The 25032-nt window shown below is 66.5% G+C and carries 24 protein-coding genes; 10 read left to right on the forward strand and 14 right to left on the reverse strand.

The window, feature by feature from the left end; all coding sequences use genetic code 11:
* Positions 1-46: 46 nt before the first annotated feature.
* From VSO01S_RS11505 to pncB, 4 genes are read right to left on the reverse strand one after another with little or no spacing between them, the layout of a single operon-like run.
* Entirely contained in the window at positions 47-1411 is a 1365-nt protein-coding gene (locus tag VSO01S_RS11505; RefSeq protein ID WP_068642431.1) for a DNA recombination protein RmuC, read from the reverse strand.
* 23 nt (positions 1412-1434) lie between these two features.
* Positions 1435-2427 (reverse strand): 2-hydroxyacid dehydrogenase, encoded by a 993-nt coding sequence (locus VSO01S_RS11510; protein ID WP_068642432.1) that lies wholly within the window; start codon positions 2425-2427, stop codon positions 1435-1437.
* Positions 2428-2433: 6 nt separating this feature from the next.
* Positions 2434-3789, reverse strand: coding sequence for a sodium:proton antiporter (locus tag VSO01S_RS11515; protein ID WP_068642484.1), 1356 nt, complete (start codon positions 3787-3789; stop codon positions 2434-2436).
* Positions 3786-5015, reverse strand: coding sequence for a nicotinate phosphoribosyltransferase (gene pncB / locus VSO01S_RS11520; protein WP_068642434.1), 1230 nt, complete (start codon positions 5013-5015; stop codon positions 3786-3788). The genes VSO01S_RS11515 and pncB overlap by 4 nt, the downstream gene beginning before the upstream one ends.
* A gap of 173 nt (positions 5016-5188) precedes the next feature.
* Between pncB and VSO01S_RS11525 the strand changes: the two genes are divergently transcribed.
* Together VSO01S_RS11525 and VSO01S_RS11530 are read left to right on the forward strand one after the other, a co-directional pair.
* Positions 5189-5410 carry a CsbD family protein gene (locus VSO01S_RS11525; protein ID WP_068642436.1) on the forward strand — a complete coding sequence of 74 codons (222 nt, stop codon included), beginning with the start codon at positions 5189-5191 and terminating at the stop codon, positions 5408-5410.
* Positions 5411-5445: 35 nt separating this feature from the next.
* Positions 5446-5898, forward strand: coding sequence for a hypothetical protein (locus VSO01S_RS11530; protein ID WP_153305232.1), 453 nt, complete (start codon positions 5446-5448; stop codon positions 5896-5898).
* Positions 5899-5914: 16 nt separating this feature from the next.
* Here VSO01S_RS11530 and VSO01S_RS11535 read toward each other — a convergent pair whose 3' ends face one another.
* A complete protein-coding gene (locus VSO01S_RS11535) occupies positions 5915-6355 on the reverse strand; it encodes an acyl-CoA thioesterase (protein WP_068642438.1) in 441 nt (146 codons plus the stop codon).
* A gap of 227 nt (positions 6356-6582) precedes the next feature.
* On the opposite strand from VSO01S_RS11535, the gene VSO01S_RS11540 reads away from it, so the two are divergent.
* Together VSO01S_RS11540 and VSO01S_RS11545 are read left to right on the forward strand one after the other, a co-directional pair.
* On the forward strand, positions 6583-7140 hold the full coding sequence (locus tag VSO01S_RS11540) for a phasin family protein (RefSeq protein ID WP_068642440.1): 558 nt from the start codon (positions 6583-6585) through the stop codon (positions 7138-7140).
* A 127-nt stretch (positions 7141-7267) separates the two neighbouring features.
* A complete protein-coding gene (locus VSO01S_RS11545) occupies positions 7268-8026 on the forward strand; it encodes a 3-hydroxyacyl-CoA dehydrogenase (RefSeq protein ID WP_068642442.1) in 759 nt (252 codons plus the stop codon).
* On the opposite strand, the gene VSO01S_RS11550 is transcribed toward VSO01S_RS11545, so the two are convergent.
* Positions 7974-8927, reverse strand: coding sequence for a YihY/virulence factor BrkB family protein (locus tag VSO01S_RS11550; protein WP_068642444.1), 954 nt, complete (start codon positions 8925-8927; stop codon positions 7974-7976). The two genes, VSO01S_RS11545 and VSO01S_RS11550, sit on opposite strands and share 53 nt — an antisense overlap.
* 80 nt (positions 8928-9007) lie before the next feature.
* Here VSO01S_RS11550 and dnaG point away from each other — a divergent pair, with 80 nt between their 5' ends.
* From dnaG to VSO01S_RS11565, 3 genes are all read left to right on the forward strand, one after another.
* A complete protein-coding gene (gene dnaG, locus VSO01S_RS11555; RefSeq protein ID WP_068642446.1) occupies positions 9008-10999 on the forward strand; it encodes a DNA primase in 1992 nt (663 codons plus the stop codon).
* A gap of 351 nt (positions 11000-11350) precedes the next feature.
* The gene (gene rpoD, locus VSO01S_RS11560) at positions 11351-13714 is read left to right on the forward strand and encodes an RNA polymerase sigma factor RpoD (protein WP_068642448.1); all 2364 of its coding nucleotides are present in this window, start codon (positions 11351-11353) and stop codon (positions 13712-13714) included.
* Between the two features lie 153 nt (positions 13715-13867).
* A complete protein-coding gene (locus tag VSO01S_RS11565; RefSeq protein WP_068642450.1) occupies positions 13868-15097 on the forward strand; it encodes a multidrug effflux MFS transporter in 1230 nt (409 codons plus the stop codon).
* Between the two features lie 63 nt (positions 15098-15160).
* Here the strand turns inward: VSO01S_RS11565 and VSO01S_RS11570 are convergent, their stop codons facing one another.
* From VSO01S_RS11570 to VSO01S_RS11605, 8 genes are all read right to left on the reverse strand, one after another.
* A complete protein-coding gene (locus tag VSO01S_RS11570) occupies positions 15161-15889 on the reverse strand; it encodes an ABC transporter ATP-binding protein (RefSeq protein WP_068642452.1) in 729 nt (242 codons plus the stop codon).
* A complete protein-coding gene (locus VSO01S_RS11575; protein WP_068642454.1) occupies positions 15882-16649 on the reverse strand; it encodes an ABC transporter ATP-binding protein in 768 nt (255 codons plus the stop codon). The genes VSO01S_RS11570 and VSO01S_RS11575 overlap by 8 nt, the downstream gene beginning before the upstream one ends.
* Positions 16646-17638, reverse strand: a complete 993-nt coding sequence (locus VSO01S_RS11580; RefSeq protein ID WP_068642456.1) for a branched-chain amino acid ABC transporter permease — start codon at positions 17636-17638, stop codon at positions 16646-16648. The genes VSO01S_RS11575 and VSO01S_RS11580 overlap by 4 nt, the downstream gene beginning before the upstream one ends.
* Positions 17638-18510 (reverse strand): branched-chain amino acid ABC transporter permease, encoded by an 873-nt coding sequence (locus VSO01S_RS11585; protein WP_068642458.1) that lies wholly within the window; start codon positions 18508-18510, stop codon positions 17638-17640. The genes VSO01S_RS11580 and VSO01S_RS11585 overlap by 1 nt, the downstream gene beginning before the upstream one ends.
* A 63-nt stretch (positions 18511-18573) precedes the next feature.
* Positions 18574-19746, reverse strand: a complete 1173-nt coding sequence (locus VSO01S_RS11590) for an ABC transporter substrate-binding protein (RefSeq protein WP_068642460.1) — start codon at positions 19744-19746, stop codon at positions 18574-18576.
* A 158-nt stretch (positions 19747-19904) separates the two neighbouring features.
* Positions 19905-20882 carry a PDR/VanB family oxidoreductase gene (locus tag VSO01S_RS11595; RefSeq protein WP_068642461.1) on the reverse strand — a complete coding sequence of 326 codons (978 nt, stop codon included), beginning with the start codon at positions 20880-20882 and terminating at the stop codon, positions 19905-19907.
* A gap of 41 nt (positions 20883-20923) precedes the next feature.
* Positions 20924-21688, reverse strand: a complete 765-nt coding sequence (locus tag VSO01S_RS11600; RefSeq protein WP_068642463.1) for a GntR family transcriptional regulator — start codon at positions 21686-21688, stop codon at positions 20924-20926.
* The gene (locus VSO01S_RS11605) at positions 21685-22800 is read right to left on the reverse strand and encodes an aromatic ring-hydroxylating dioxygenase subunit alpha (RefSeq protein WP_068642466.1); all 1116 of its coding nucleotides are present in this window, start codon (positions 22798-22800) and stop codon (positions 21685-21687) included. The genes VSO01S_RS11600 and VSO01S_RS11605 overlap by 4 nt, the downstream gene beginning before the upstream one ends.
* Before the next feature lie 147 nt (positions 22801-22947).
* On the opposite strand from VSO01S_RS11605, the gene VSO01S_RS11610 reads away from it, so the two are divergent.
* From VSO01S_RS11610 to VSO01S_RS11620, 3 genes are all read left to right on the forward strand, one after another.
* Positions 22948-24069, forward strand: coding sequence for a 5-methyltetrahydropteroyltriglutamate--homocysteine S-methyltransferase (locus VSO01S_RS11610; RefSeq protein ID WP_068642468.1), 1122 nt, complete (start codon positions 22948-22950; stop codon positions 24067-24069).
* Positions 24070-24097: 28 nt separating this feature from the next.
* Positions 24098-24769 carry a glutathione S-transferase family protein gene (locus VSO01S_RS11615; RefSeq protein ID WP_068642470.1) on the forward strand — a complete coding sequence of 224 codons (672 nt, stop codon included), beginning with the start codon at positions 24098-24100 and terminating at the stop codon, positions 24767-24769.
* Between the two features lie 27 nt (positions 24770-24796).
* Positions 24797-25032 (forward strand): PLDc N-terminal domain-containing protein (locus VSO01S_RS11620; RefSeq protein WP_174544724.1); only part of this gene is annotated, 236 nt, incomplete at its 3' end.

Here is a 25032-nt window from a genome sequence, read left to right on the forward strand (position 1 = left end):
CTTCGCATGGCGGCGCGCACCCCTCTCGACGCAACCGGCCGCAGGCTCATGAGGCGAGATCGTCGTCGAGCGGAAGCTGCGGATCGGCCAGCGGCAGCAGCGCCTGGGCCTGCGACTCGGGCAGGGCCTCGACCTTGCGCAGCGCCAGGCGCATCTGCTTGGCACGGGTGTCGGCCTTGTCCAGCGTGTCGGACGCCTTGGCCACCTGCTCCTTCACGCGAGCGACCCATTCGCCATAGCGCTCGAACTCGGTCTTGACCGCGCCCAGCACCTTCCAGACTTCCGACGCCTGCTGCTCCAGCGCCAGCGTGCGAAAGCCCATGTGCAGGCTGTTGAGCATGGCCAGCAAGGTGGTCGGGCCGGCCAGCGTCACGCGGTGCTGGCGCTGCATGGCATCCATCAGGCCCGGGCGCCGCAGCACTTCGGCATAGAGGCTTTCCACCGGCAGGAAGAGGATGGCGAAATCGGTGGTGTGCGGCGCGGCCAGGTAGTTCTCGGCAATGGACTTGGCTTCCAGCCGGATGCGCGCTTCCAGAGCCTTGGCCGCGCTCTCGGCGGCGGCGGCATCGGCGCGCTCGTGCGCATCGATGAGCCGCTCGTAGTCGTCGCGCGGGAACTTGGCGTCGATGGGCAGCCATACCGGCGCGCCATCGTCGCCACGGCCCGGAAAGCGCACTGCGAAGTCCACCCGCTGGCCGCTGCGCGGCTTGGTCTCGACCTGGCGCGCGAACTGCTCGGTGGTCAGCACCTGCTCCAGCAACGCCTCGAGCTGCACTTCGCCGAACACGCCGCGCGTCTTCACGTTGGTCAGCACGCGCTGCAGGCTGCCCACGCCCACCGCCAGCGACTGCATTTCGCCCAGCCCCTTGTGCACCTGCTCGAGGCGCTCGGCCACCTGCTTGAAGCTTTCGCCCAGACGGGCTTCCAGCGTGCTCTGCAGCTTTTCGTCCACCGTCTGGCGCATCTCGTCGAGCTTGGCGGTGTTGGTCTGCTGCAGTTGGGCCAGCTGGGCCTCCATGGTGGCGCGCACTTCCGACAGACGCCGCGCGTTGGATTCGGCCAGGGCCTGAAGTTGCGTGGCCAGCGTGTCTCCCAGCGACTTCTGCAGCGAGGCGAGCTGGTGCGCGAAGGCGTCGATCTGCGCATTCTGCGTGCGGGTGGCTTCGGCGCTTTGCTGGAGCACGCTCTGCTGGAAGGTGGCGAAGGCCTGCGCGTTTTCCTGCCGGGCGCCGCGTGCGCTCTCGCCGATCTCGTGGCGCAGTTCGCGCTCGGTTCTTTCGTTGGCGCTGGCGAGGGCCTGCAGGATGTCTTCGTGGTCGGGCGGCGGCGGCTTGCGCAGCAGCAGCCAGACGAGCAGCAGGAGATTCAGGGCTGCAAGGGCCACAAGGCCCGCAAGGATCCAGGTTTCCAAGGTTCTTCTTCGCTCGTCTTCTCTTACTTGCGGGCTGCCGACAGCACGGACGGATTCAGCGGCGTCTTCGCTTCGCCGCGCGTCAGGTAGGCAATCAGGTTGTCGACCGCCAGGTTGGCCATGGCCTGCCGGGTGGGCACGGTGGCGCTGGCAATGTGCGGCGTGAGGACCACGTTGGGCACGGTGAGCAGGTCCGGATGCACCTTGGGCTCGCCCTCGAACACGTCCAGGCCGGCGGCGGCAATGCGCCTGTCGCGCAGCGCGGCGGCCAGCGCCGCGTCGTCCACGACGCCACCTCGCGCGATGTTGACCAGCGTGGCGGTCGGCTTCATCTGCGCCAGCTCGGCCGCACCGATGGTGTGGTGCGACGCCGCCGAATACGGCACCACCAGCACCACGTGGTCGGCCGTCTTCAGCAGCTCTTCCTTGCTCACATAGCTGGCCTTGCATTCGGCTTCCAGCGCCGCGTCCAGGCGCGAGCGGTTGTGATAGATCACCTTCATGCCGAAGCCGTGCGCGCCGCGTTTGGCAATGCCCTGGCCGATGCGGCCCATGCCGATGATGCCCAGCGTGCTGCCGTGCACTTCTGCGCCGGCGAACATGTCGTAGCGCCATTTCGTCCATTCGCCGCGGCGCAGGAAGTGTTCGCTCTCGGTCACGCGGCGCGCGGTGGCCATCAGCAAGGCAAAGCCGAAGTCGGCGGTGGTTTCGGTCAGCACGTCGGGGGCGTTGGTGGCCAGCACGCCGTGCGCGGTCATGGCGTCCACGTCGAAGTTGTTGTAGCCCACGGCCATGTTGGCGCAGATCTTCAGTTCCGGGCAGGCATCGAGCACCTCGCCGTCGATGCGCTCGGTGCCGGTGGTGAAAGCGCCGGCCTTGCCCTGCAGCCTGGCGATCAGCTGCTCCTTGCTCCAGCTCTCGTCGGCCTGGTTGGACTCGACCTCGAAATGCTGCGCGAGGCGTTCGATGGTTTCGGGAAAGATGGCGCGGGCGACGAGTACCTTGGGACGGGTCATGGTGTTTCAGCGAAAGAAGAGGAAGGTCTGGATGATGAACAGCGGCACCAGGATGCCGCCGGACCACAGCATGTAGCCGAAGAAGCTGGGCATGCGCACGCCGCGGTCTTCGGCAATGGCCTTGACCATGAGGTTGGGCGCGTTGCCGATGTAGCTGTTGGCGCCCATGAAGACGGCGCCGGCGGAGATCGCGGCCAGGGTGGCGGCATGCGTGGTCATCAGCACCGCGGGGTCGCCGCCGGCGCTGTTGAAGAACACGAGGTAGGTCGGCGCGTTGTCCAGGAAGGAGCTCAATATGCCGGTGGCCCAGAAGTACATGGCCGGATCGGGCTGGCCGTCCGGGCGCGTCACGGCCCGCACGATGGCGCCGAAGGGCCCGTCGGCGCCGGCCTTGAGCATGGCGATCACCGGCACGATGGTCAGGAAGATGCCGGCGAAGAGCTTGGCCACCTCGACCATCGGCCCCCAGCCGAACTGGTTGTCCGCATGCACGCGGCCCGGGGTGATCCAGAGCGACAGCAGGATGATGACGACAAGCCCGGCGTCGCGCACCAGGCCGGGCAGGCCCATGTGCGTGCCGTAGATCTCCAGCTGCACCGGCGACTTCCACAGGCCGCTGAGCAGCACCAGCGCCACCACGCCCCCCAGCAGCACGAAGTTGGCCGCGCCATCGAAGCCCATGCGCGGCGTGTCCGGCGTGGGGTCGACCTTGAGCACGCCCTCCTTGCGGTAGCAGTAGCCGTCGATGAGCCAGAACAGCACGAGCAGCACGCCCAGGGTGAAGAGGGTTTCGGGAAAGATGTGAAGGGCGGTCCAGAAGAAATCCACGCCCTTGAGGAAGCCCAGGAACAGCGGCGGATCGCCCAGCGGCGTGAGCGAGCCGCCCACGTTGGAGACGATGAAGATGAAGAAGACGACCACGTGCGCCTTGTGCACCCGGTTGTCGTTGGCGCGGATGAGCGGGCGGATCAGCAGCATCGACGCGCCGGTGGTGCCCATCAGCGAGGCCAGCACCGCGCCGATGGCCAGCAGCCCGGTGTTGAGCCCCGGGCTGCCGTGCAGGTTGCCGCGGATGAAGATGCCCCCCGCCACCACGAACAGGGCGGTGAGCAGGATGATGAAGGGCACATATTCGCCCAGCAGCACGTGCACCAGTTCGTGCGTGAGCGCCGGCAGGCCGAAGCTCGCGGCGAAAGGCACGATGAAGGCCAGGGCCCAGGCCGCCGCGACCTTGCCGTAATGGTGGTGCCAGAAGGAAGGCGCCAGCAGCGGCGCCAGGGCGATCGAAAGCAGAAGCCCGGCGAAGGGCACGCCCCACAGGGGCGACAGAGCGGATCCATCCATTTGTTCTTGTACCTTCAGGCCGAAGCCGGTTGCACGATGTCGAAAACCTGCCGCAGGTAGGCCAGGTAGCGTTCGTCCTCGCACATGTTCTTCGACGGCGTGTCCGACAGCTTGGCCACCGGCTGGTCGTTGCAGCGCACCATCTTGATGACGATCTGCAGCGGCTCGTAGCCCAGGTCGTTGGTGAGGTTGGTGCCGATGCCGAATGCCAGCTGGCAGCGCCCGCGGAACTGCTGGTAGAGCTCGATCGTTCGCGGCACGGTGAGCGCGTCGCTGAAGATCAGCGTCTTGGTGCGCGGGTCGACACGGTTGGCCACGTAGTGCGCAATCATCCGCTCGCCCCATTGGAACGGGTCGCCGCTGTCGTGCCGCGCGCCGTCGAAGAGCTTGCAGAAGTACATGTCGAAGTCGCGCAGGAAGGCGCTCATGCCGTATACGTCCGACAGCGCAATGCCCAGGTCGCCGCGGTACTCGCGCGCCCAGACCTCGAAGCCGAACACCTGGCTGTCGCGCAGCCGCGGGCCCAGCCCCTGGCAGGCCTGGAGGTATTCATGTGCCATGGTGCCCAGCGGAATCAGCCCGAGCTTCATGGCAAACAGGACATTGCTGGTGCCCGCAAGCTGCGCCGGCTTGCCGTCCGGCCTGGCCTGCGCGCCGGTGGCAGACGGCGCCACCGCGCCCAGCCGCGCGGTCAGCGTGCGCAGAACTTCTTCGTGCCATTCCTTGGAGAAGCGCCGGCGCGTGCCGTAGTCGGCAATCTTCAGGTCCGACAGGCCGTCCACCTGCAGCAGCGCAATCTTCTCCTCCAGCCGGCGGCGCCCCTGGGCCAGGTCAGGATTGGGCTGGGTATTGCGAAAGTACACCTCGTTGACGATGGCAAGCACCGGAATCTCGAACAGGATGGTGTGCAGCCAGGGTCCTTCGATGCGGATCTCCAGCTCACCCGACGGGCGCGGAATGATGCTGATGTACTTCTCGTTGAGCTGGAAGATGCCCAGGAAGTCGATGAAGTCGCTCTTGATGAAGCGCATCGAGCGCAGGTAGGCCAGCTCGGCATCCTTGAAGCGCAGCTGGCACAGGCTGCGAACCTCCTCCCGGATCTGCCCGGCAAAGCGCGCCAGGTCCACGCCCGGGTTGCGGCACTTGAACCGGTATTCGACCCGCGCACCGGGGAAGTGATGCAACACCACTTGCATCATCGTGAACTTGTACAGGTCGGTATCGAGCAGGCTTTGAATGATCATTTTCGTTCGGCGCAGTCTCTCTTGGGCGTGCGCTCGATTATCACGGTGTGCGTCGGTGGGTGCCTACGGTGCCTGCACAGGCATTCCTACCGGAGTGGAACAGGGGCAGACCTACAGTTTTCCTCACGGGCAGGCAACTGCCATCCGTTCCAACCCATGCAAGGAGTTCAGACATGAACAAGGACACCGTCCAAGGCAACTGGAAGCAGCTCAAGGGCAAGGTCAAGGAGCAATGGGGCAAGCTGACCGACGACGACTTCGACGTCATCGCCGGCAAGCGAGACCAACTGGTGGGCCGCATCCAGGAGCGCCACGGCATCAGCCGCGATGAAGCCGAGCGGCAGGTCAAGGACTGGGAAGAACGCAACCCCGGTGCGTTCTTCGAGCGAGTCTGAATCAACTCACACCACCACATGAAGGAGTACTCATCATGAAGCGACACCTCTTGATGCTGGCCGTGGCCTCGTGCTTTGCTGCAGCCCAGGCCGGTGCGATGACCGCCGATGAACACAAGGTGGCCAAGGAAAAGATCGAAGCCGACTACAAGGTCGACAAGGCCGCGTGCGACGCCATGAAGGACAACGCGAAGGACGTCTGCAAGAAGGAAGCCGAAGGCAAGCAGAAGGTTGCCAAGGCCGAACTGGAGCAGATGTACAAGCCCAGCGATTCCAACGCCCGCAAGGTGAAGGAAGAAAAGATCGAGGCCACCTACGCTGTGGCCAAGGAAAAGTGCGACGACCAGAAGGGCGACGCCAAGGACGCTTGCCAGAAGCAGGCCAAGGATGCGGAGAATCGCGAAAAGGCTGAACTGCGAGCTTCCGCCAAGCCGACCCCGACGCCGGCTTCGATGCCGCCCTCGGGCAAGACGACCACCCAGCAGTAAGGAAGGCCGAAGGCCTTCAGCCGGCGCGCAAGGCGTCGGCCACTTCTCTCAGCGCCCGGGGCAACGGCACCGGGCGCTGTGTTGCGCGGTCCACGTAGACGTGCACGAAATGCCCTTGGGCAGCCGCCGTGTCGGCGCCCTGGGCGAACAGGCCCACCTCGTAGCGGATGCTCGAGGTGCCGGCATGCGCCACGCGCACCCCCGCCTCCACCGTCTGGGGAAATGCGAGCGACGAGAAATAGTTGCACTGGGTTTCCACCACCAGGCCGATCACCTGGCCTTGGTGGATGTCCAAGGCCCCCCGCTCGATCAGCAGCGCATTCACGGCCGTGTCGAACCAGCTGTAATAGACGACGTTGTTGACGTGGCCGTACAGGTCGTTGTCGGCCCAGCGGGTGGGAATGGCCCGGAAAGCCGGGTAGCTGCTGCGCAGGTGGGGCGTGGGGCGGCTGCTCATGGCGGGCGATTCTGCCAGCGGCCGACCGGGCGGCCTGCAGCGCAGCGGACAGGCGGCTTTTTAGGTGACACCCTCTAAATTGCTGCGTTGCAACAAAAACGCCTTGATCCCGCCATGTTCCTGCCCCATACTTCGATCTATGCTGCACCGCAACATGAATACGGTCAGCAGCCACAGCGACTCGTCTCTCTTACCTGTTGACCACCACTTCTGACTGGAGCATCCACATGGCCCTCACCGCCGACCAAATCATCGCCGCTCAAAAAGCCAACCTCGAAACCCTGTTCGGCCTGACCACCAAGGCCTTCGAAGGCGTCGAGAAGATCGTCGAGCTGAATGTGACGGCCTCCAAGGCTGCCCTGACCGAAGCCGCCAGCACCGCCCAGGCCGCCCTGGAAGTCAAGGACGTGCAAGAGCTGCTGGCCCTGCAAGCGAGCCTCTACCAGCCCCTGGCCGAGAAGACCGCTGCCTACAGCCGTCACCTGTACGACATCGCCCAGAACACCGGCGCCGAGTTCGGCAAGGCCTTCGAATCCAAGGCCACCGAAGCCCAGCAAGCCATCGTCGGCCTGATCGACAGCGCCTCGAAGAACGCCCCGGCCGGTTCGGAAACCGCCGTTGCCGTGCTCAAGAGCGCCGTGGCCGCCGCCAACAACGCTTTCGAATCGGTGCAAAAGGCCGTCAAGCAGGCTTCGGACGTTGCCGAAGCCAACTTCAACGCCGTGTCGACCTCGGCCGTGAACGCCGCCAAGACCACCGCCCAGACCGCTTCGCGCAAGCGCTAAGCACACAGTACAAGTTGTCTCCTTGGGTCCCTCGGGATCCAATTGAGCCCCGCCTTCGGACGGGGCTCTTTTTTTGGGGCGCGCCTGCCCTCCCATAATCCAGCCCTGCAGTTCAGGAGACTTTTCTATGCAAATCGAAGGCAAGGTATTCATCGTCACCGGCGGCGCATCGGGCCTCGGCGAAGGCACGGCCCGCATGCTGGCGCAAGCCGGCGCCAAGGTGGTGGTGGCCGACATGCAGGTCGACAAGGGCGAGGCCGTGGCGCGCGAGATCGGCGGCACGTTCGTCAAGTGCGACGTGAGCCAGGAGGCCGACGGCCAGGCCGCGGTGGCCGCGGCGCTGAAGCTGGGCAAGCTGGTGGGCCTGGTCAATTGCGCCGGCGTGGCGCCAGCCGAGAAGACGGTGGGCAAGAACGGCCCGCACGCGCTGGCCGTGTTCAGCAAGACCATCACCGTCAACCTGCTGGGCACCTTCAACATGATCCGCCTGGCGGCCGACGCCATGGCCAAGAACGAGCCCGAGCCGACCGGCGAGCGCGGCGTGCTCATCTCCACCGCCTCGGTGGCCGCCTACGACGGCCAGATCGGCCAGGCGGCCTACAGCGCCTCCAAGGGCGGCGTGGTGGGCATGACGCTGCCCATTGCCCGCGACCTGGCGCGCAGCGGCATCCGGAACATGACCATCGCCCCCGGCATCTTCGGCACGCCCATGCTGTTCGGCATGCCGCAGGAGGTGCAGGACGCGCTGGCCGCCAGCGTGCCCTTCCCGTCGCGCCTGGGCACGCCGCAGGACTACGCCAAGCTGGTGAAGCACATCGTGGAAAACGACATGCTCAACGGCGAGGTGATTCGCCTGGACGGGGCGATCCGCCTGGCGCCTCGCTGACGGGCGGCTGCCGCCGGCCTGCCCGCGGGCGGCCGGTGAGGATGCGCTTTTCGAGCCGCTCGTACTCCGCGATCACCTGCGCGCCGAACAGCACCAGCGTGGCGGCGATCTCCAGGCTCAGCAGCACCACGATGGCCGTGGTGAGCGAGCCGTAGACCACCGTCACCTGGGACAGGGTCGAGAAGTACCAGATGAGCACGCGCCGCGTCACCTCCCAGAGCAGCGCCGCCGTCACCCCGCCCAGCAGCGCATGGGTGAGCGACAGGCGCCCGACCGGCATCACCATGTAGAGCGAAGTCAGCATGAAGATTTCGCCGGCCAGCCCCAGCAGGTAGAGCAGAAGGCCCGAAACGCCCGACAGCGACCAGCTGCGGCCCAGGAAATCGATGCTCTCCTGGCCGATCACCTGCAGCGCGCCGGCCACCAGCGTCACCAGCAGCAGGCCGATGCACAGGCACACGATGTAGACGTAGGGCATGACCGCCGAGACAAGAAAGTGCCGCGAGCGATGCTGCTTGCGGTGGTGGAAGATCACCGCCATGGCGCTTTCCAGCACGGTAAAGGCCAGCGAACTGAAGAACAGCAGGGTGACCAGCAGCACCGGCCCGAGCACGTCGCGGTGCAGCAGGAAGTTCGACAGCTCGGCCACCAGTGCATCCGATTGGCCTGGAAGAAGCCATTCGAGGTAGCGCCCCACGGTGGCCAGCAACTCGCCCTCCTCGATGAACCGCGACAGCGTCAGCACCGTCAGGATGAGCAGCGGCACGATGGACAGCAGCGCGTAGTAGGCCACCGCGCCGGCCAGCAACAGCCCCTGGTTCGCCTTGAAAGCCTTGGCCGACTCCCATGCGAACCGCAGGGGATGGCGTGCGGCGACGAGAAAGGGCTGCCTGCGCTTCATGAGTCAGCTCGCGCTGTGGCCTTCCAGTATGTCACCCGCGGGGGCGGCCGGCCCTTGCGTATGATTTGTCCCCCGCCGCCATGACCATTCCCGCATCCTTCATCCAGGAGCTGATCGCTCGCGCCGACATCGTCGAGATCGTCGGCCGCTACGTGCCGCTCAAGAAGGGCGGGGCCAACTTCATGGGGCTGTGCCCGTTCCACGGGGAAAAATCGCCCTCGTTCTCGGTGAGCCCGACCAAGCAGTTCTATCACTGCTTCGGCTGCGGCGCGCACGGCAACGCGATCGGCTTTCTCATGGAGCATGCCGGCATGGGCTTCGTGGAGGCGGTGCACGACCTGGCCGGCCAGTACGGCCTGCAGGTGCCCGAGGATGATCGCTCCTCGCCGCAGGACCGCGCCGCCGCCGCGGCCCAGCGCCAGAAGCAGGCCACCCTGAGCGAGGTGCTGGAAAAGGCTGGCGAGGCCTACAGGGCGCAGCTCAAGCGCTCGGATCGGGCGATCAACTACTTCAAGGGCCGTGGCCTGTCGGGCGAGATCGCCAAGCGCTTCGGCCTGGGCTATGCGCCCGAGGGCTGGCGCTCACTGGCCAGCGTGTTCCCCGACTACGAGGAGCCGCTGCTGGTCGAAAGCGGCCTGGTCATCGCCTCGGAAGAAGGCGACGGCAAGCGCTACGACCGCTTCCGCGACCGGGTGATGTTCCCCATCCGCAACGTCAAGGGCGAATGCATCGGCTTCGGCGGGCGGGTGCTGGGCGACGAAAAGCCCAAGTACCTCAATTCGCCCGAAACGCCGGTGTTCAGCAAGGGCCGCGAGCTCTACGGCCTGTTCGAGGCACGCACCGCGCTGCGCGAAAAGGGCTACGCGCTGGTCACCGAGGGCTACATGGACGTGGTGGCCCTGGCGCAGCTGGGCTTTCCCAACGCGGTGGCCACGCTGGGCACGGCGTGCACCAACGAACACGTCCAGAAGCTGTTCCGCTTCACTGACTCGGTGGTGTTCAGCTTCGACGGCGACGCCGCCGGCCGGCGCGCGGCGCGCAAGGCGCTCGATGCCGCCCTGCCCTTTGCCAGCGACGTGCGCACCATCAAGTTCCTGTTCCTGCCCGCGGAGCACGACCCCGACAGCTTCATTCGCGAATTCGGGGCCGATGCCTTCGCCCGTTTCGTGGGCGAGGCCACCCCGCTGTCGCGCTTCATGCTCGAGGCCGCCCGCGAAGGCTGCGACCTGGGCAGCGCCGAAGGCCGCGCCCACCTGAGCAGCAACATCGGCCCGATGTGGAGCGCCCTGCCCGAAGGCGCGCTCAAGCGCCAGCTGCTGGGCGAGATCGCCGGCCTGGTGCAACTCGGGGCGCAGGAACTGTCGCAGCTGTGGGCGCCGGCCGCGGCGCCACCTCGCCGTGCCGCATCGTCTTCCGGCCATGACGCCCCGCCCCCTTGGGAAGCGCCTTCCGAGCCTTACTGGGAAGGCAGTGGCGAGGGTGGACAGTGGCAATCGGACTACGGCGCTGGCAGCGGCAGTGGCACCGGCGAACGGCGCAGCTGGGGCGGCGGCAAGTTCAAGAACCGCCGGCAGCAGCCCTACCGCCCCCGTTCCCAGGGCCCGCGCGTCCAGCCGCCCAGCCGGCAGGAAGTGGCGGCACGCCTGCTGCTGTCCAACATGGCACCCTGGGAGGGCCTGTCGCACGAGCTGCACACCGTACTGTGCGACCTGCCGGGCGAGCTGGGCGAACTTTTTCGCTGGATCGACGCCCAACACCATGAGCACGGAACGCTGCCCTGGGCTGCGTTGCGGGAGGGCCTGCGCGGCCTGCCGATCGAAGCGCTGGCACTGCGCCTGATGACCGGCCCCGACGGCGCGCCGGTGGGCGACTTGGAAGCCGAAGCCCCCGCAGCCGGCCAGGCGGCGCCCGACACGGCCGCCGAGTTGAAGGACGTGCTGGCGCGCATGCTGATCGATCGATTGGGCGCCCAATTGACCGAGACGGCCAACGCCTTCGGAACCGACCCCGGCGCCCCGGAGCGCTACCGGGCGCTCGAAGCGCGCCGGCGGGAGCTGCAGGCCAGCCTGTAGCAGAAAGGCTTTAGCGGCCGCGGCGGGAGCCCGCCAGGAAAAACAGCACAACACCTGCTTGAAAAAGCAGCAAAACGCTATAATGTAAGGCTTCGTGCACGACAGAAATGTCTGCATGAGCTGGCAAGAGCGACAGCAGCACCTCCGGGCCGGCCCCTAAGCGCAATGCACTCCCTTCTGACGGGATCAGGGCCAATACACCGCAAGGACTGCACACCAAATGATCGCCCACACCCTTGCCGGTGCTCCGTGAACGGGGGCTTTGCGCCTTCCCGTTGCACCTGTTCCCTGCCTGCGCCGGGTTAGTGGCGCCTATGTGAATCCGCTAGTCATCTTGATGTTCGAGGTCGTATGCCCAGTACAAAGAAGCCTGCCGTTTCCGCCACGAAATCTGCCGCCGGCAAGACGCCGTCCAAGCCCGCAGCCAAGGCTGCGAGCAAGGCGGTAGCCACAGCGACCAAAACCGCTGCGGTGAAGAAAGCCAAAACCGTGACGACCAGCAGTACCCCCACCCCCAAGCTCAGTGCCGCCGAACTGAAGAAGGCCGCCGACCAGCTCATCGCCTCCGCCGCCGCGCCGGCCAAGAAGGTCGGCCGCCCGCCCAAGGCCGCCGGCACGACCGCCAAGACCACGACCACCACCGGCGCCAAGCGCGGCCGCAAGCCCAAGGCCGCGGCCGAAGCGCCCACGAGCGACATCGACCTGTCGGACATCGAGGACGATCTGGCCGGTGAGCCGGCGCCCGCCGAGACTCAGGAGAAGGTCAAGCCCCTTCGCATGAAGATCAGCAAGGCGAAGGAACGCGCCTTGATGAAGGAATTCGGCCTGGACGAGACCGTCCTGTCCGAAGAAGACCTGGCCAAGCGCCGCCAGCGCCTGAAGACCCTGATCACGCTGGGCAAGACCCGCGGCTACCTCACCCAGGGCGAAATCTCCGACCACCTGCCCGACAAGCTGGTCGACGCCGAGACCATGGAAGTGGTCGTGTCCATGCTCAACGACATGGGCGTGGCCGTGTACGAGCAGACGCCGGACGCCGAGACGCTGTTCCAGAACAACGTGGCGCCCACCGCCGCCACCGTGGAAGAAGCGGAAGAAGAAGCCGAAGCGGCCCTGTCCACCGTGGACAGCGAATTCGGCCGCACCACCGACCCGGTGCGCATGTACATGCGCGAAATGGGCACGGTGGAGCTGCTCACGCGCGAAGGCGAAATCGAGATCGCCAAGCGCATCGAAGGCGGCCTGATGGACATGATGCATGCCATCTCCGCCTCGCCCGCCACCATCGCCGAGATCCTGCGCATGGGCGCGGAAATCCGCGAAGGCAAGGTCGTCATCTCCACCGTCGTGGACGGCTTCTCCAACCCGAACGAAGCCGACGACTACGTGGCCGAGGAAGACTTCGACGAGTTCGACGAAGACGACGACGACGACGGCAACGGCGGCTCCAAGGCGCTGACCAAGAAGCTGGAAGAACTCAAGCGCGAAGCCCTCACCCGCTTCGATCGCATGGCCGAGCTGTTCGAGAAGATCCACAAGATCTACGACAAGGAAGGCTACGGTTCGCCCGCCTACATGAAGACCCAGACGGCGTTGTCGGACGAGCTGATGACGATCCGCTTCACCGCCCGCACCATCGAGAAGCTGTGCGACATGGTGCGCGCCCAGGTGGACGACGTGCGCAAGAAGGAACGCGAGCTGCGCCGCATCATCGTGGACAAGTGCGGCTTCCCGCAGGAAGACTTCATCCGCGACTTCTCCGGCTACGACAAGAAGGGCCAGCGCGTGGCCTCCAACCTGCTCAACCTCAAGTGGGTCGAGAAGCAGGCCGCCGCCGGCAAGCCCTGGAGCGCGGTGATGCAACGCAACATTCCGCCCATCCAGGAACTGCAGCAGAAGCTCGCGGACATCCAGGCCCAGGTCGTGGTGCCGCTGGCCGAGCTCAAGGACATCAACAAGCGCATGAACGCGGGCGAGTCGTCCTCGCGCGACGCCAAGAAGGAAATGATCGAGGCCAATCTGCGTCTCGTGATTTCCATCGCCAAGAAGTACACCAACCGCGGCCTGCAGTTCCTCGACCTCATTCAAGAGGGCAACATCGGCCTGATGAAGGCGGTCGACAAGTTCGAATACCGCCGCGGCTACAAGTTCTCGACCTACGCCACGTGGTGGATCCGCCAGGCCATCACGCGCTCCATCGCGGACCAGGCGCGCACCATCCGCATCCCGGTGCACATGATCGAGACCATCAACAAGATGAACCGCATCAGCCGCCAGCACCTGCAGGAGTTCGGCTTCGAGCCCGATGCCGGCATCCTGGCCGCGAAGATGGAGATCCCCGAGGACAAGATCCGCAAGATCATGAAGATCGCCAAGGAGCCGATCTCGATGGAAACCCCCATCGGCGACGACGACGATTCGCACCTGGGCGACTTCATCGAGGACAGCACCAACACCGCGCCGATCGACGCCGCCATGCAGGCCGGCCTGCGCGACGTGGTCAAGGACATCCTCGACAGCCTCACGCCGCGCGAAGCCAAGGTGCTGCGCATGCGCTTCGGCATCGAGATGAGCACCGACCACACGCTGGAAGAAGTGGGCAAGCAGTTCGACGTGACGCGCGAGCGCATCCGCCAGATCGAGGCCAAGGCGCTGCGCAAGCTCAAGCACCCGAGCCGCTCCGACAAGCTGCGCAGCTTTATTGACACACTTTGACCACCCCCAGCCTCGCGCACTTCGTGTCGCTCGGGCACCCCCTTCGAGGGGGCAACACCTGCGGCCCGGCAAAGCCGGTTCCGCGGTGTTTCCCGAATGGCTCCGTGCCAAGCGCCCGCGCAACGTCTGCCGGGCGCTTTTTCTTTGCATGAAATGAATCCCGACGCATCAAACATCTGGAAAGCGCCCCGCTGGGCGCTGGCCGTGCTGCTGGCGGTGCTGGGCATGCTGGGGCCGTTCTCCATCGACACCTACATCCCGGCTTTCTCGGGAATTGCCAAGTCCATCGGCGCCAGCCCGGTCGAGATGCAGCAGACGCTGTCGGCCTACCTGTTCGGCTTTGCCTTCATGAACCTGTTCCATGGCGCGCTGTCGGACAGCTTCGGGCGCCGGCCCGTGGTGCTCAGCGGCATCGCCGTGTTCACGCTGGCCTCGCTGGGCTGCGCGCTGTCGCAGACCATCGGGCAGCTGGTGCTGTTCCGTGCCCTGCAAGGCATGGCGGCAGGCGCAGGCATCGTGGTGTCGCGCGCGGTCATCCGCGACATGTTCCCGCCGGCCGAGGCGCAGCGGGTGATGAGCCAGGTGACGATCTACTTCGGCATTGCGCCGGCCATCGCGCCGATCATCGGCGGCTTTCTTTTCGTGCACCTGGGCTGGCACAGCATCTTCTGGTTCCTGGTGGCGGTGGGCGTATTGCTCTTCGCATCCAACTGGCGGCTGCTGCCGGAAACGCTGCACGTCAACGACCGCCAGCCCTTCCATCCGGCCCACCTGCTGCGCGGCTACTGGTCGCTGTGCTCCGATCCGCGCTTCCTGCTGCTGGCGCTGGCCAGCGGCGTGCCCTTCAACGGCATGTTCCTGTACGTGCTGTCGGCGCCGGCCTTCCTGGGCGAACACCTGGCGCTGCCGCCCACACAGTTCTTCTGGTTCTTCATCCTGACCATCGGCGGCATCATGCTGGGGGCCTGGCACAGCGGGCGCAAGGCGGGCAAGGTACAACCGAAGCGGCAGATCCGGGACGGCTTTTTCATCATGCTGCTGACCTCCATCGTCAACGTCGCGGCCAACCTGGTGTTCGCGCCGCACGTGGGCTGGGCGCTGTGGCCGCTGGGCGTGTTCGCCTACGGCTGGGCGTTGATGGTGCCGGTGGTCACCCTGCTCGTGCTGGACCTGCACCCGGAGCGGCGCGGCATGGCCTCGTCACTGCAGGCCGTGATCGGCGCGGTGGCCAACGGCGTGGTGGCCGGCGCCGTGGCGCCGCTGGTGATGCATTCCACCGTGCTGCTGGCCTGCACCTCCTTCGGCATGCTGTCGGTGGGGCTGGTGGCCTGGTGGTGGCTGCGGCGACGCTGGCCGGAGATCGGGCGCGAGCACGCGGCCTGATCAGAATCCGTTTCTCATTCTGTACAAACGTCCGATCTTGTACAGAATGAGAAACACAATCCGCTAGCGCGCAACGCCTAGCAGTCGCCCCAGCACTTCCGGCTGCGCCTTCAGCACGTCGGCCTTGTCGGCATGCACGATGGTCCCGTGGTCCAGCACCACCGCCTCGTCGGAAATGGCGAGGATGGCCTGCGGATGCTGCTCCACGATGATGGCGGCCAGGCCTTCCCCCTGCGTGATGCGGCGGATGGCGCGCAGCAGTTCTTCCACGATGATGGGCGCCAGCCCTTCCAGCGGTTCGTCCAGCAGCAGGATGCGCGGGTTGAGCACCAGCGCCCGGCCCACGGCCAGCATCTGCTGCTCGCCACCCGACAGCTGCGTGCCCAGGTTGCCCTTGCGCTCGGCCAGGCGCGGGAACATTTCGTACACCCGCGCCGGCGTCCAGGCCTGCTTGCTGCCCGATCGCGCCGGCCGCTCCACCGCCGTGAGGTTCTCGTGCACGGTGAGCGACTTGAAGATGTTGCGCTCCTGCGGCACCCAGCCGATGCCGGCCGCGGCGCGCTGGTGCGGTGCCAGCTTGTGCAGCGGCAGGCCCGCCAACTGGATGCTGCCGCCATGCTGGCGGGTGACGCCGGCCAGGGTGTTGATGAGCGTGGTCTTGCCGGTGCCGTTGCGGCCCAGCAGGGCCAGCGTCTGACCTTCGGCCAGCTTGAGCGAAACATCGTGGATCACCACGGCCTCGCCATAGCCGGCGCTGAGCTGCTCGGTCTGCAGAAGCACTTGATCAGCCATGTGCGACCTCGCCGTGGCCGAGGTAGACCTCCTTGACCTTCGCGTCGTTGGCAATGCTGTCGGGGTCGCCTTCGGTGAGAAGGGTGCCGTTGACCAGCACCGTCATGCGGTCGGCAAAACTGAAAACCAGGTCCATGTCGTGTTCGATCAGCAGCACCGAGACATCGGCCGGCAAGGCGGCCACGGTCTGCAGCAATTCCTCTCGCTCGCCCGCTGGCACGCCGGCCACCGGTTCGTCCAGCAGCAGCACCTTGGGCTCGCAGGCCAGGGCAATGGCGATTTCGAGCAGGCGACGCTTGCCGTAGGCCAGGTGCTTCGTCTGCACCTGCGCCACGTCGGCCAGGCGGAATTGCTCCAACAGCTGGGCCGCGCGCTCGGCCACCGCCTTGGCGCTGCCCAGCGGCTTCCACCACTGGCGTCCGAGCCCTGCGTGCTGCGACACCACCAGCGCCAGCGTTTCCAGCGGCGTCATCGAATCGAAGAGCTGGTTGATCTGGAAGGTGCGCACCATGCCCCGCGCCACGCGCTGGTGGGGCGCCAGGCGGGTGATGTCCTCGCCCAGCAGCTCAATGCGGCCTTGCGTGGGCGTGAGCACGCCGGTCAGGATGTTGATGAGGGTCGTCTTGCCGGCACCGTTGGGGCCGATCAGCGCATGCCGCGCACCCGGGCGCAGCTGCAGCGACACGTTGTTCGTGGCGGTGATGCCGCCGAAGCGCATCACCAGCCCGCTCGCGGAAAGCACGGGAGCTGCACTGCTCATGCCTTGGCCCCCTTCCTGGCCGAACGGCCGCCGAACCAGGTCCAGGGCCGCAGTAGCCGCTCGCGTCCCACCAGCACCAGCAGCACCAGGATCAGGCCGATCCAGAACATCCAGTACTGCGGCGTGACGGCCGAGAGCCAGTCCTGCAGCACCTTGAATACGATGGCACCGGCCACGCCGCCGTAGAGCCAGCCTACGCCGCCGATCACCAGCATCAGCATCACGTCGGCCGAGCGGTCGAAGGCCAGCACGTCCAGCGAGGCGAAGCCCGTGGTCTGCGCCAGCAGTGCGCCCGCAGCACCGGCCACCGCGCCAGCGATGGTGTAGATCACGGCCAGGCGCGAGATCACGGGCACGCCGATGGCCATGGCGCGCAGCCGGTTGTCGCGGATCGCCTTGAGCGTGGCACCGAAGGGCGAATGCACGATGCGCCGCATGACGAGGAAGAGCACGAAAGCCACCGAGATCGAATACCACGCAGCCGTCTGGCCGAACAGGTCGAACTCGAACTTGCCCAGCACCGGCCCCATGACCACGCCCTGCAGTCCGTCGGCGCCGCCGGTGAGCCAGTCGAGCTTGTTCGCCAGCTCCAGCAGCAGCAGGGCCGTGCCCAGCGTGACCATCAGGCGGGTGAGGTCCGTGCCGCGCAGGATGGTGACGCTGGCCACCGCGCCCAGCAGCGCAGACGCCAGGATGGCGGCGAGCAGGCCCACCGTCGGATCGGGCATCACATGCTTGGCGAACAGCGCGGCGACGTAGGCGCCGAAACCGAAGAAGGCCGCATGGCCCAGCGACACGATGCCGGTGTAGCCCAGGATCAGGTCCAGCGACATCGCGAACAGCGCGACGATGGCGATCTCGTTGATCATCAACGCATGCGAGGGCGTGACGGCCGGCAGCGCGAAGGCCAGCGCCCACACGGCGAATTCCCAGGGGCGCCAGCGCGCGTTGCGCAGCAACCCTGCCTGCAGCTCGGAAGGTGTGCTCATCACTTCCCCCCCTTGCGCGTGAACAGGCCTTGCGGGCGCCACAGAAGAATGACGATCATCAGCAGGTAGACGGTGAAGGCCCCCATCTTGGGGATGAAGTACTTGCCGCCCACGTCGGCAATGCCCAGCAGCAGCGCCGCCAGCAGCGGCCCGGTGATCGACGAGGTGCCGCCCACCGAGACCACGATCAGGAAATAGATCATGTACTTGAGCGGGAAGGTCGGGTCCAGCCCCAGGATCTCGGCGCCCAGCGCACCCCCCAGGCCGGCCAGGCCCGAGCCCACCGCGAAGGTCAGCAGGAACACGATGTTGACGTTGATGCCCAGGCCGGAGGCCACGCGCGGGTCGTCCACCGCGGCTCGCAGGCGGCTGCCGAAACGCGTCTTCGAAAGAATCAGCTGCAGCACCACGGTGAGCACCGCGCACACCGCAATGATGAAGAGGCGATAGTGCCCCATGCCCAGCAGCAAGGCGCCGTCGCCGATCTCGGTGCGCCCGCGCAGCCACTCGGGCAGGTGGATGTTCTGCTGCGACGAACCCACAAAGTAGTCGATGGCCGCCACCGACATGAAGGCCAGGCCGATGGAGAACAGCACCTGGTCCAGGTGCGCCTTGCCGTACATCGGCCGGTACAGCGTGCGCTCCAGCACCGCGCCCAGCAATCCCACGACGATGAAGGACAGCGGCAGGCATAGCAGGAACGGCACGCCCAGCTTCTGCATCGCGTACACGGTGAGGTAGCCGCCGGCCATGGCAAAAGCGCCGTGCGCCAGGTTGATGAAGTTCATCAAGCCCAGCGTCACGGCCAGCCCGACCGCGAGAACGAAGAGCAGCATGCCGTAGGCGATGCCGTCGAAAAGAATGGTCAGCATGTGTCTTGCTCCCTCTCCCCCCGGGAGAGGGCTGGGGTGAGGGCAGAGGGGAGAGGGTTCTGGTTACTTCTCTTTGCCGGGGTCTTTCACGGCCTTGATCACGTCGAACTCGACGTTGTAGAGCTGGCCGTTCTTCTTCTCGACCTTGCGCAGGTACACGTCCTGCACGATGTCGCGCGTCTGCGCATCGATCAGCACCTGGCCGCGCGGGCTTTCGAACACCTGGCCCTTCATGCCGGCCAGCAGCGCGTCGCCGCCGCCCTTGCCCTTGGTGGACTTCAGCGCTTCATAGATGACGCGCATGCCGTCGTAGCCGCCCACGCCCATGAAGTTGGGACGCATGCCCTTGTTGGCCTTCTCGAAGGCCTCCACGAACTTCTTGTTCAGCGCCGAGTTGTGGTCCGCCGAGTAATGGTGGGTGGTGACCACGCCCAGCGCGCCGTCGCCCATGTCGTTGAGTTGATCGTCGTCCGTCACGTCGCCGGTGGCGATCAGCTTGATGCCGGCCTTGTCCATGCCGCGCTCTGCGAACTGCTTCATCACCGCCGCGCCGGCGCCCGAGGGCACGAACACGAACAGCGCATCGGGCTTGGCATCGCGCACCTTCTGCAGGAACGGCGCGAAGTCGGGGTTGCGCAGCGGCACGCGCAGCTTCTCGATCACCTTGCCGCCGTTGAGCGCGAAGCGCTCGCTGAAATACTTCTCGGCGTCGTTGCCGGGGCCGTAGTCGGACACCAGCGTCACCACCGACTTGATGCCGTTCTTGGGCGCCCAGTCGCCCATGGCCACCGACACCTGCGGCAGCGTGAAGCTGGTGCGCACGATGTAAGGCGATGCATTGGTGATCGACGACGTGGCGGCAGCCATCACCACCAGCGGCGTCTTCGACTGCGTGGCCAGCGGCGCGGTGGCCATGGCCGAGGGCGTGATGCCCATGCCGGCCAGCACATCCACCTTGTCGTTCACGATGAGTTCCTGCGCCAGGCGCTTGGTCACGTCCGGCAGGCTGGTGTCGTCCTTGACGATCAGCTCGATCTTGCGGCCGGCCACCGTGTCGCCGTTCTGTGCCATGTACAGGCGCGCAGCCGCCTCGATCTGGCGGCCGGTGCTGGCCTGCTGGCCGGTCATGGGCAGCACCAAGCCGATCTTGAAGGGAGCGCTCTGCGCCAGCGCCAGCGGCGCGGCCAGTGCCACTGCGGTCAGGCCGCAGACCTGAATGAGATGACGGCGTTTCATGAAAAGGATCTCCTTATCGAAGGGACAGGCAAAGCCCAGCTATTTTCAACAATTTGCAACACTCGCGTTTCGCCGCTATCCCCTAGAGCGCGCGCCGGGGTGAGCTTTGCTGCGCGTTATACGCCCAAGTTGCGCGATGATCGCGCACGTGGGGCCACTCAATCCGGGCGGTAGGCCGAATCGATGGTGAGTGTGCCCACGGCGCGCGACACGCAGGCGCAGATGCGGGAATTGGACTTCTTCTCGTGCTCCGACAGGAACACGTCGCGGTGGTCGATCTCTCCGTCGACGGCCAGCACATTCATCGCGCACAGCCCGCACTCGCCGCGCCGGCAATCCCACAGGGTCTGCACGCCCGCGGCTTCGAGCGCCTCGAGCAAGGTGCTGTTGGCCGGCACCTCGACCTCGAATTCGTGCCTGGGCACCCGCAGCTTGAAAGCCTGGGTCGGCAGGCGGCCGCTGCTGCCGAAGGTTTCGAAGCGCAGGTCGGGCAGCGGCCGGCCAGCCTCGCTCCACGCCCGCTTGACGGCCTCGAGCATGGGCACGGGGCCGCAGGTGTAGAGCTGCGCGCCGGCCGGCAGTTGCGCAATCTCCGCCGCAAAGTCGATGGGCGCCGCGCCGACATGCACGGCCACCCGATCGCCGAGTGCGCCCTGCAGCTCGGACAGATACGCCAGTTCTTCCGGATTGCGCGCGCCGTACAGCATGCGCACACCGGCGCCGCTGCGCGCCGACAACGCCGCCAGGCGCTGCGCCATGAACACCAGCGGCGTGATGCCGATGCCGCCCGCCACCACCAGGTAGGCGGGAGCCCCGAGGTCCAGCGAGAAGTGGCTCTGCGGCTCGCTCACCAGCATCCGGTCGCCCGCCGCCAGGCGCCACATGGCCAGCGAGCCGCCCCGGCCCTCGTCCATGCGCTTGACGGCAATGCGCCAGTGAATGCCGTCGGGCTCGCCCACCAGCGAGTACGAACGCGTCTGCATGCGCCCGGCCAGGACCTGGACCTGCAGGTGCGCGCCCGGCTCGTGCGGCGTGGCCGCGCCCGATTCGGGGCGAATGAGGAACTCGCGCACGGTGGGCGTGAGGTCGCGCGTGGCCGCGACGCGCGCGGGCATCCAGTGAATCTCGCTTTTCATTTCGTTCTGAAGAAAGGCTGGGGGCTTGTGTCTTGACGGACTCAGCCGCGGCGGCGGATGAGCTGCACGCCGGGCAGGGAATGGTCGGCACTGCCATGCAGCGCCTCGCGCAGGTTGCGCCGCGCAATGCGGCTGTGTTCGCGCATCAGCGATTCGGCGCGCGCGCCTTCACGCGCCTCGATGGCATCCAGCACCTGGGTGTGCTGGTCCTGCGCGATCACCAGCATGTCGCGCGCGGCCGGCGAATTGGCCTGCACGACCACGAATGCCGAGGGCGAGGCAAAGGGCAGGTTCACCGCACGGTCGAGCTGCTGCGTGACGAGCACGCTGCCGGACATCTCGTACAGCAGCGCATGGAACTGCTCGTTCAGCGCCACGTAGCGCGAGAAGGCGGCATCGTCCAGCGCGCTTTCGCGCAGCAGCTCGTCGATGCGGGCCAGGCAGGCACGCGCCTCGCGCAGCACCACCGGCGGTGCGCCGCGCTCGGCCGCGAGCCGCGCCGCCAGGCCTTCGAGCGTGCCGCGCAGCTCGATGGCGTCGGACACGTCGCGCTCGGAAAAGGTGCGCACCGCATAGCCGCCGTTGGGCAGCGCCTCGAGCAGGCCTTCCTGCTCCAGCCGCATGAGCGCACTGCGCACCGGCGTGCGCGACACGCCCAGCATCTCGGAGATGGCGACTTCGGCAATGCGCGTGCCGCCCGCCAGTTCGCCGGCCAGGATCAGCTCGCGCAGGCGCAGCTGCGCCTTGACCGCCTGCGAGCCGCCCGACTCGGTCGACGCATCGCTGGTGCCCGCCACCGCACTCATACCGGAACGTGCTGCGACTGCACGGGCTGGATGGCGATGGTGGGCGAGCGTGGCCGCTCGCGCTCGATCAGGCCGTCGATCAGGCGGCGCGCCCACATCGAGCCGGCGTCGATGTTGAGGTTGTAGAAGGTATGGCCAGGCCGCTCGTCCATGGCGCGCTGCTGCGCCTCCAGCACCAGTTCGTCCTCGCGGAAGATGGAGGCCACGCCTTCGCGCAGCTCGTGCGTCAAGCGCTGCTCACTTAAAGCATAGTTGCGTGCAAAGGCCCAGAAGTACAGGCAGGTCTTGTCGGTCTCGGGCGTGATGGTGTTGAGCACGTAGCCGTTCACGCCGCGGCTGCGGTCGCCCGGCGACGTCTTGGTGGGCACCGCGCCGCTGCCGGCCTCGGCCACGCCCACGTCGATGTTCACCGTGCATGGCGCCTCGAAGCGGATGATCTGCCAGCGGTCCACCGGCCCCTTGTAGCCGCGCGCATGGTTGATCTGGGCAGCCCAGAAGGGCGGCGCCTCGATGCCTTCCATCCAGCGCGTGACGGTGGCCGAGCGGTCGCCATGCGTGGCCACGAAAGGCGCCTCGGCCACGGCCCGGTTGCCGATGGACGAGCCGTGCACGAAGGTCTCGTGCGTCAGGTCCATGAGGTTGTCGACCACCAGCCGGTAGTCGCAGTTCACGCGGATCATCTTGCCGTCGCCGGCCCAGGCGGGGTCGTCGTTCCAGTGCATGTCGGGCACCAGCGCCGGATCGGCCTTGGCCGGGTCGCCCGGCCACACCCACACGAAGCGGTGCTTTTCCACCACCGGGTAGCTGCGCACGCAGGCCGAGGGGTTGAGCGTCTCCTGGCTGGGCATGTGGGTGCAGCGGCCCTGGCTGTTGTAGACCAGGCCGTGGTAGCCGCAGACCAGTTCGTCGCCCTCCAGCCGGCCCAGCGACAAGGGCATCAGCCGGTGCCAGCAGGCATCTTCCAGCGCGGCCACCTGGCCGTCGGTGCGGCGGAACAGCACCATCTTCTGGTTGCAGATCGTGCGCGCCAGCAAGGCGTGCTTGACCTCGACGTCGTACGCGGCGGCGTACCAGGCATTCAGCGGAAAGGAAGGGCTTGCAGCGGCAGTCATGGATACTGACTGTATACATTGATACCGAAAAGTCCATGATATTCAGGGGTTTCAAGGGTAAACACCAACGTCTCTGTATACATTGGGGGCCAGCATGCTGCGTTTACGATCCTTTTTCTTTCTTTCAGCCTGCACGGAGTTCCACTCATGTCCCAGCACGCCCACCTGCCCGCCCGCTTCGACCACGTCGGCAGCTTCCTGCGCCCCAAGTACCTGCTCGAGGCGCGCGAGAAGAAGGCCAACGGCCAGATCAGCGCCGAACAGCTTCGAGAAGTCGAAGACAAGGCCATCACCGAAATCGTGAAGTTCCAGGAGGACCTCGGCCTCAAGAGCATCACCGACGGCGAGTTCCGCCGCACCTACTTCCACATCGACTTCCTGGAGCAGCTGGGCGGCGTGAAGACGGATATTCCTGTCACCATCCGCAAGCCCGACGGTACGGAAGAACTGGCACCGCCCGTCATGCGCGTGATCGACAAGGTGCGCCACGCCAAGAACATCCAGCTGGCCGACTTCGAGTACCTCAAGAGCCAGGTCTCGGCCGGCCACACGCCCAAGGTCACCATCCCCTCGCCCACCATGCTGCACTTCCGGGGCGGCCGTGCCGGCATCAGCAAGGAGGCCTACCCCGAGCTGGACCCGACCTTCTACGACGACGTGGCCAAGGCCTACGGCGACGAGCTGCGCTCGCTGGCCGCCGCCGGCTGCACCTACGTGCAGATGGACGACACCAACCTGGCCTACCTGTGCGACGAGCACCTGCGCGAAGCGGCCCGCCAGCGCGGCGACGACCCCAACGAACTGCCCCACCGCTACGCCAAGTTCATCAACAAGGTCGTCGCGCAAAAGCCGCCGGGCATGCTGCTGGCCATGCACCTGTGCCGCGGCAACTTCAAGAGCACGCATGCCGCGGCCGGCAACTACGAGCCGGTGGCCGAGGCGCTCCTGAAGGAGATGGACCTGGATGCCTACTTCATGGAATACGACGACGCCCGCTCGGGCGACTTCAAGCCGCTGCGCTACCTGCCCAAGGGCAAGACCGTGGTGCTGGGCCTGGTGACCACCAAGTTCGGCGAGATGGAAGACAAGGACGAGCTCAAGCGCCGCATCGAGGACGCCACCAAGTACGCCCCGCTCGAGCAGCTGGCGCTGTCGCCGCAGTGCGGCTTCTCCAGCACGGTGCACGGCAACAACATCGCCGTGGAAGCGCAGCGCGCCAAGCTGCGCCTGGTGATCGAGACTGCGCAGGAGGTCTGGGGCTCGACCTGAGCCACCGGTTCATGTTGAACTCGGGGGCATGGATAAGACGACAAGGATCTATTCAGGCCCCCTGAGCCTCTTCGGTGCCAAGGCGCAGATCGCCGCGCTCGAAAAAGGTCTGGCGTTCGAGCTGGTGATGGTCCCGTTCGACCGGGACGACAACTACCTGCCCAAGCACCCCGAGGTGCTGCGCGTCAATCCGAAGGCGCAGGTGCCGGTGCTCGTCGATGACGAGGTCGAGCTGTTCGACTCGACCCAGATCTTCGAGTACCTCGAAGACCGCTACCCCACCCCGCCGCTATGGCCGCGCGAGGTGGCGGCACGCGCCAGGGCGCGGCAGCTCGAGCTGCGCGCCGACGAAGTCTTCTTTCCGCAGATCTACAAGCTCTTCGGCCTGCAGGACCACATGCAGGGCGCCGCGGCGCAGGCGGCCTGCGCCGCCTGCCACGCCATCTACGGCCAGCTGGAGGCCTTGCTGGCCGACCGCGAGTACCTGGCCGGGCCCTACTCTTACGCCGACATCGGCTTCTACATGGCCTGCGTCTTCGCGGACCGCAAGGGCGCGGGCATGCGCCCGGACACCCCGCGCCTGCTGGGCTGGCGCACCCGCGTGGGCGAGCGGCCCGCCGTGCGCGCCGTGGTCGACCCCATGATGAACTTCCTGGCCTCCCAAGGACGCGGGGTGCCGGCCTTCCTGCAACGCCAGTAGCGCGCGCACCCGGAAGGCAAGCCCGCCATGGCGAACATCCTGTCCGACTGGTTGCCCTCCCCTTCCCAGCACTTCCTCGTGGTGTCCGTGGCGCTGCTGGTCTATGTGCTCACCACGCGCGCGCAGCGCCAGCAGCGGGCGCCCACCACGGCCATTGCCTGGGTCATGGCGCTGGTGCTCATGCCGTACCTCATGCTGCCGATGTACCTGCTGTTCGGCCGGCGCAAGCTGCGGCCGGCCGGCGCGCCGCGCCCGCCGCGCTC

Origin of the sequence: Variovorax soli NBRC 106424 (genome assembly GCF_001591385.1) — a bacterium.
Taxonomy (GTDB): Bacteria; Pseudomonadota; Gammaproteobacteria; order Burkholderiales; family Burkholderiaceae_C; genus Variovorax; species Variovorax soli.

What these genes read in the sequence shown, in the direction of transcription:
- VSO01S_RS11540 (WP_068642440.1), top strand. Translation starts at nt 6,583, where the DNA reads ATGGCCCTCACCGCCGACCAAATCATCGCCGCTCAAAAAGCCAACCTC.
- VSO01S_RS11610 (WP_068642468.1), top strand. Translation starts at nt 22,948, where the DNA reads ATGTCCCAGCACGCCCACCTGCCCGCCCGCTTCGACCACGTCGGCAGC.
- VSO01S_RS11605 (WP_068642466.1), bottom strand. Translation starts at nt 22,800, where the DNA reads ATGACTGCCGCTGCAAGCCCTTCCTTTCCGCTGAATGCCTGGTACGCC.
- VSO01S_RS11510 (WP_068642432.1), bottom strand. Translation starts at nt 2,427, where the DNA reads ATGACCCGTCCCAAGGTACTCGTCGCCCGCGCCATCTTTCCCGAAACC.
- VSO01S_RS11585 (WP_068642458.1), bottom strand. Translation starts at nt 18,510, where the DNA reads ATGCTGACCATTCTTTTCGACGGCATCGCCTACGGCATGCTGCTCTTC.
- VSO01S_RS11575 (WP_068642454.1), bottom strand. Translation starts at nt 16,649, where the DNA reads ATGAGCAGTGCAGCTCCCGTGCTTTCCGCGAGCGGGCTGGTGATGCGC.
- VSO01S_RS11525 (WP_068642436.1), top strand. Translation starts at nt 5,189, where the DNA reads ATGAACAAGGACACCGTCCAAGGCAACTGGAAGCAGCTCAAGGGCAAG.
- pncB (WP_068642434.1), bottom strand. Translation starts at nt 5,015, where the DNA reads ATGATCATTCAAAGCCTGCTCGATACCGACCTGTACAAGTTCACGATG.
- VSO01S_RS11595 (WP_068642461.1), bottom strand. Translation starts at nt 20,882, where the DNA reads ATGAAAAGCGAGATTCACTGGATGCCCGCGCGCGTCGCGGCCACGCGC.
- VSO01S_RS11600 (WP_068642463.1), bottom strand. Translation starts at nt 21,688, where the DNA reads ATGAGTGCGGTGGCGGGCACCAGCGATGCGTCGACCGAGTCGGGCGGC.
- VSO01S_RS11580 (WP_068642456.1), bottom strand. Translation starts at nt 17,638, where the DNA reads ATGAGCACACCTTCCGAGCTGCAGGCAGGGTTGCTGCGCAACGCGCGC.
- VSO01S_RS11565 (WP_068642450.1), top strand. Translation starts at nt 13,868, where the DNA reads ATGAATCCCGACGCATCAAACATCTGGAAAGCGCCCCGCTGGGCGCTG.
- VSO01S_RS11550 (WP_068642444.1), bottom strand. Translation starts at nt 8,927, where the DNA reads ATGAAGCGCAGGCAGCCCTTTCTCGTCGCCGCACGCCATCCCCTGCGG.
- VSO01S_RS11535 (WP_068642438.1), bottom strand. Translation starts at nt 6,355, where the DNA reads ATGAGCAGCCGCCCCACGCCCCACCTGCGCAGCAGCTACCCGGCTTTC.
- VSO01S_RS11530 (WP_153305232.1), top strand. Translation starts at nt 5,446, where the DNA reads ATGAAGCGACACCTCTTGATGCTGGCCGTGGCCTCGTGCTTTGCTGCA.
- VSO01S_RS11570 (WP_068642452.1), bottom strand. Translation starts at nt 15,889, where the DNA reads ATGGCTGATCAAGTGCTTCTGCAGACCGAGCAGCTCAGCGCCGGCTAT.
- VSO01S_RS11615 (WP_068642470.1), top strand. Translation starts at nt 24,098, where the DNA reads ATGGATAAGACGACAAGGATCTATTCAGGCCCCCTGAGCCTCTTCGGT.
- rpoD (WP_068642448.1), top strand. Translation starts at nt 11,351, where the DNA reads ATGCCCAGTACAAAGAAGCCTGCCGTTTCCGCCACGAAATCTGCCGCC.
- VSO01S_RS11590 (WP_068642460.1), bottom strand. Translation starts at nt 19,746, where the DNA reads ATGAAACGCCGTCATCTCATTCAGGTCTGCGGCCTGACCGCAGTGGCA.
- dnaG (WP_068642446.1), top strand. Translation starts at nt 9,008, where the DNA reads ATGACCATTCCCGCATCCTTCATCCAGGAGCTGATCGCTCGCGCCGAC.
- VSO01S_RS11545 (WP_068642442.1), top strand. Translation starts at nt 7,268, where the DNA reads ATGCAAATCGAAGGCAAGGTATTCATCGTCACCGGCGGCGCATCGGGC.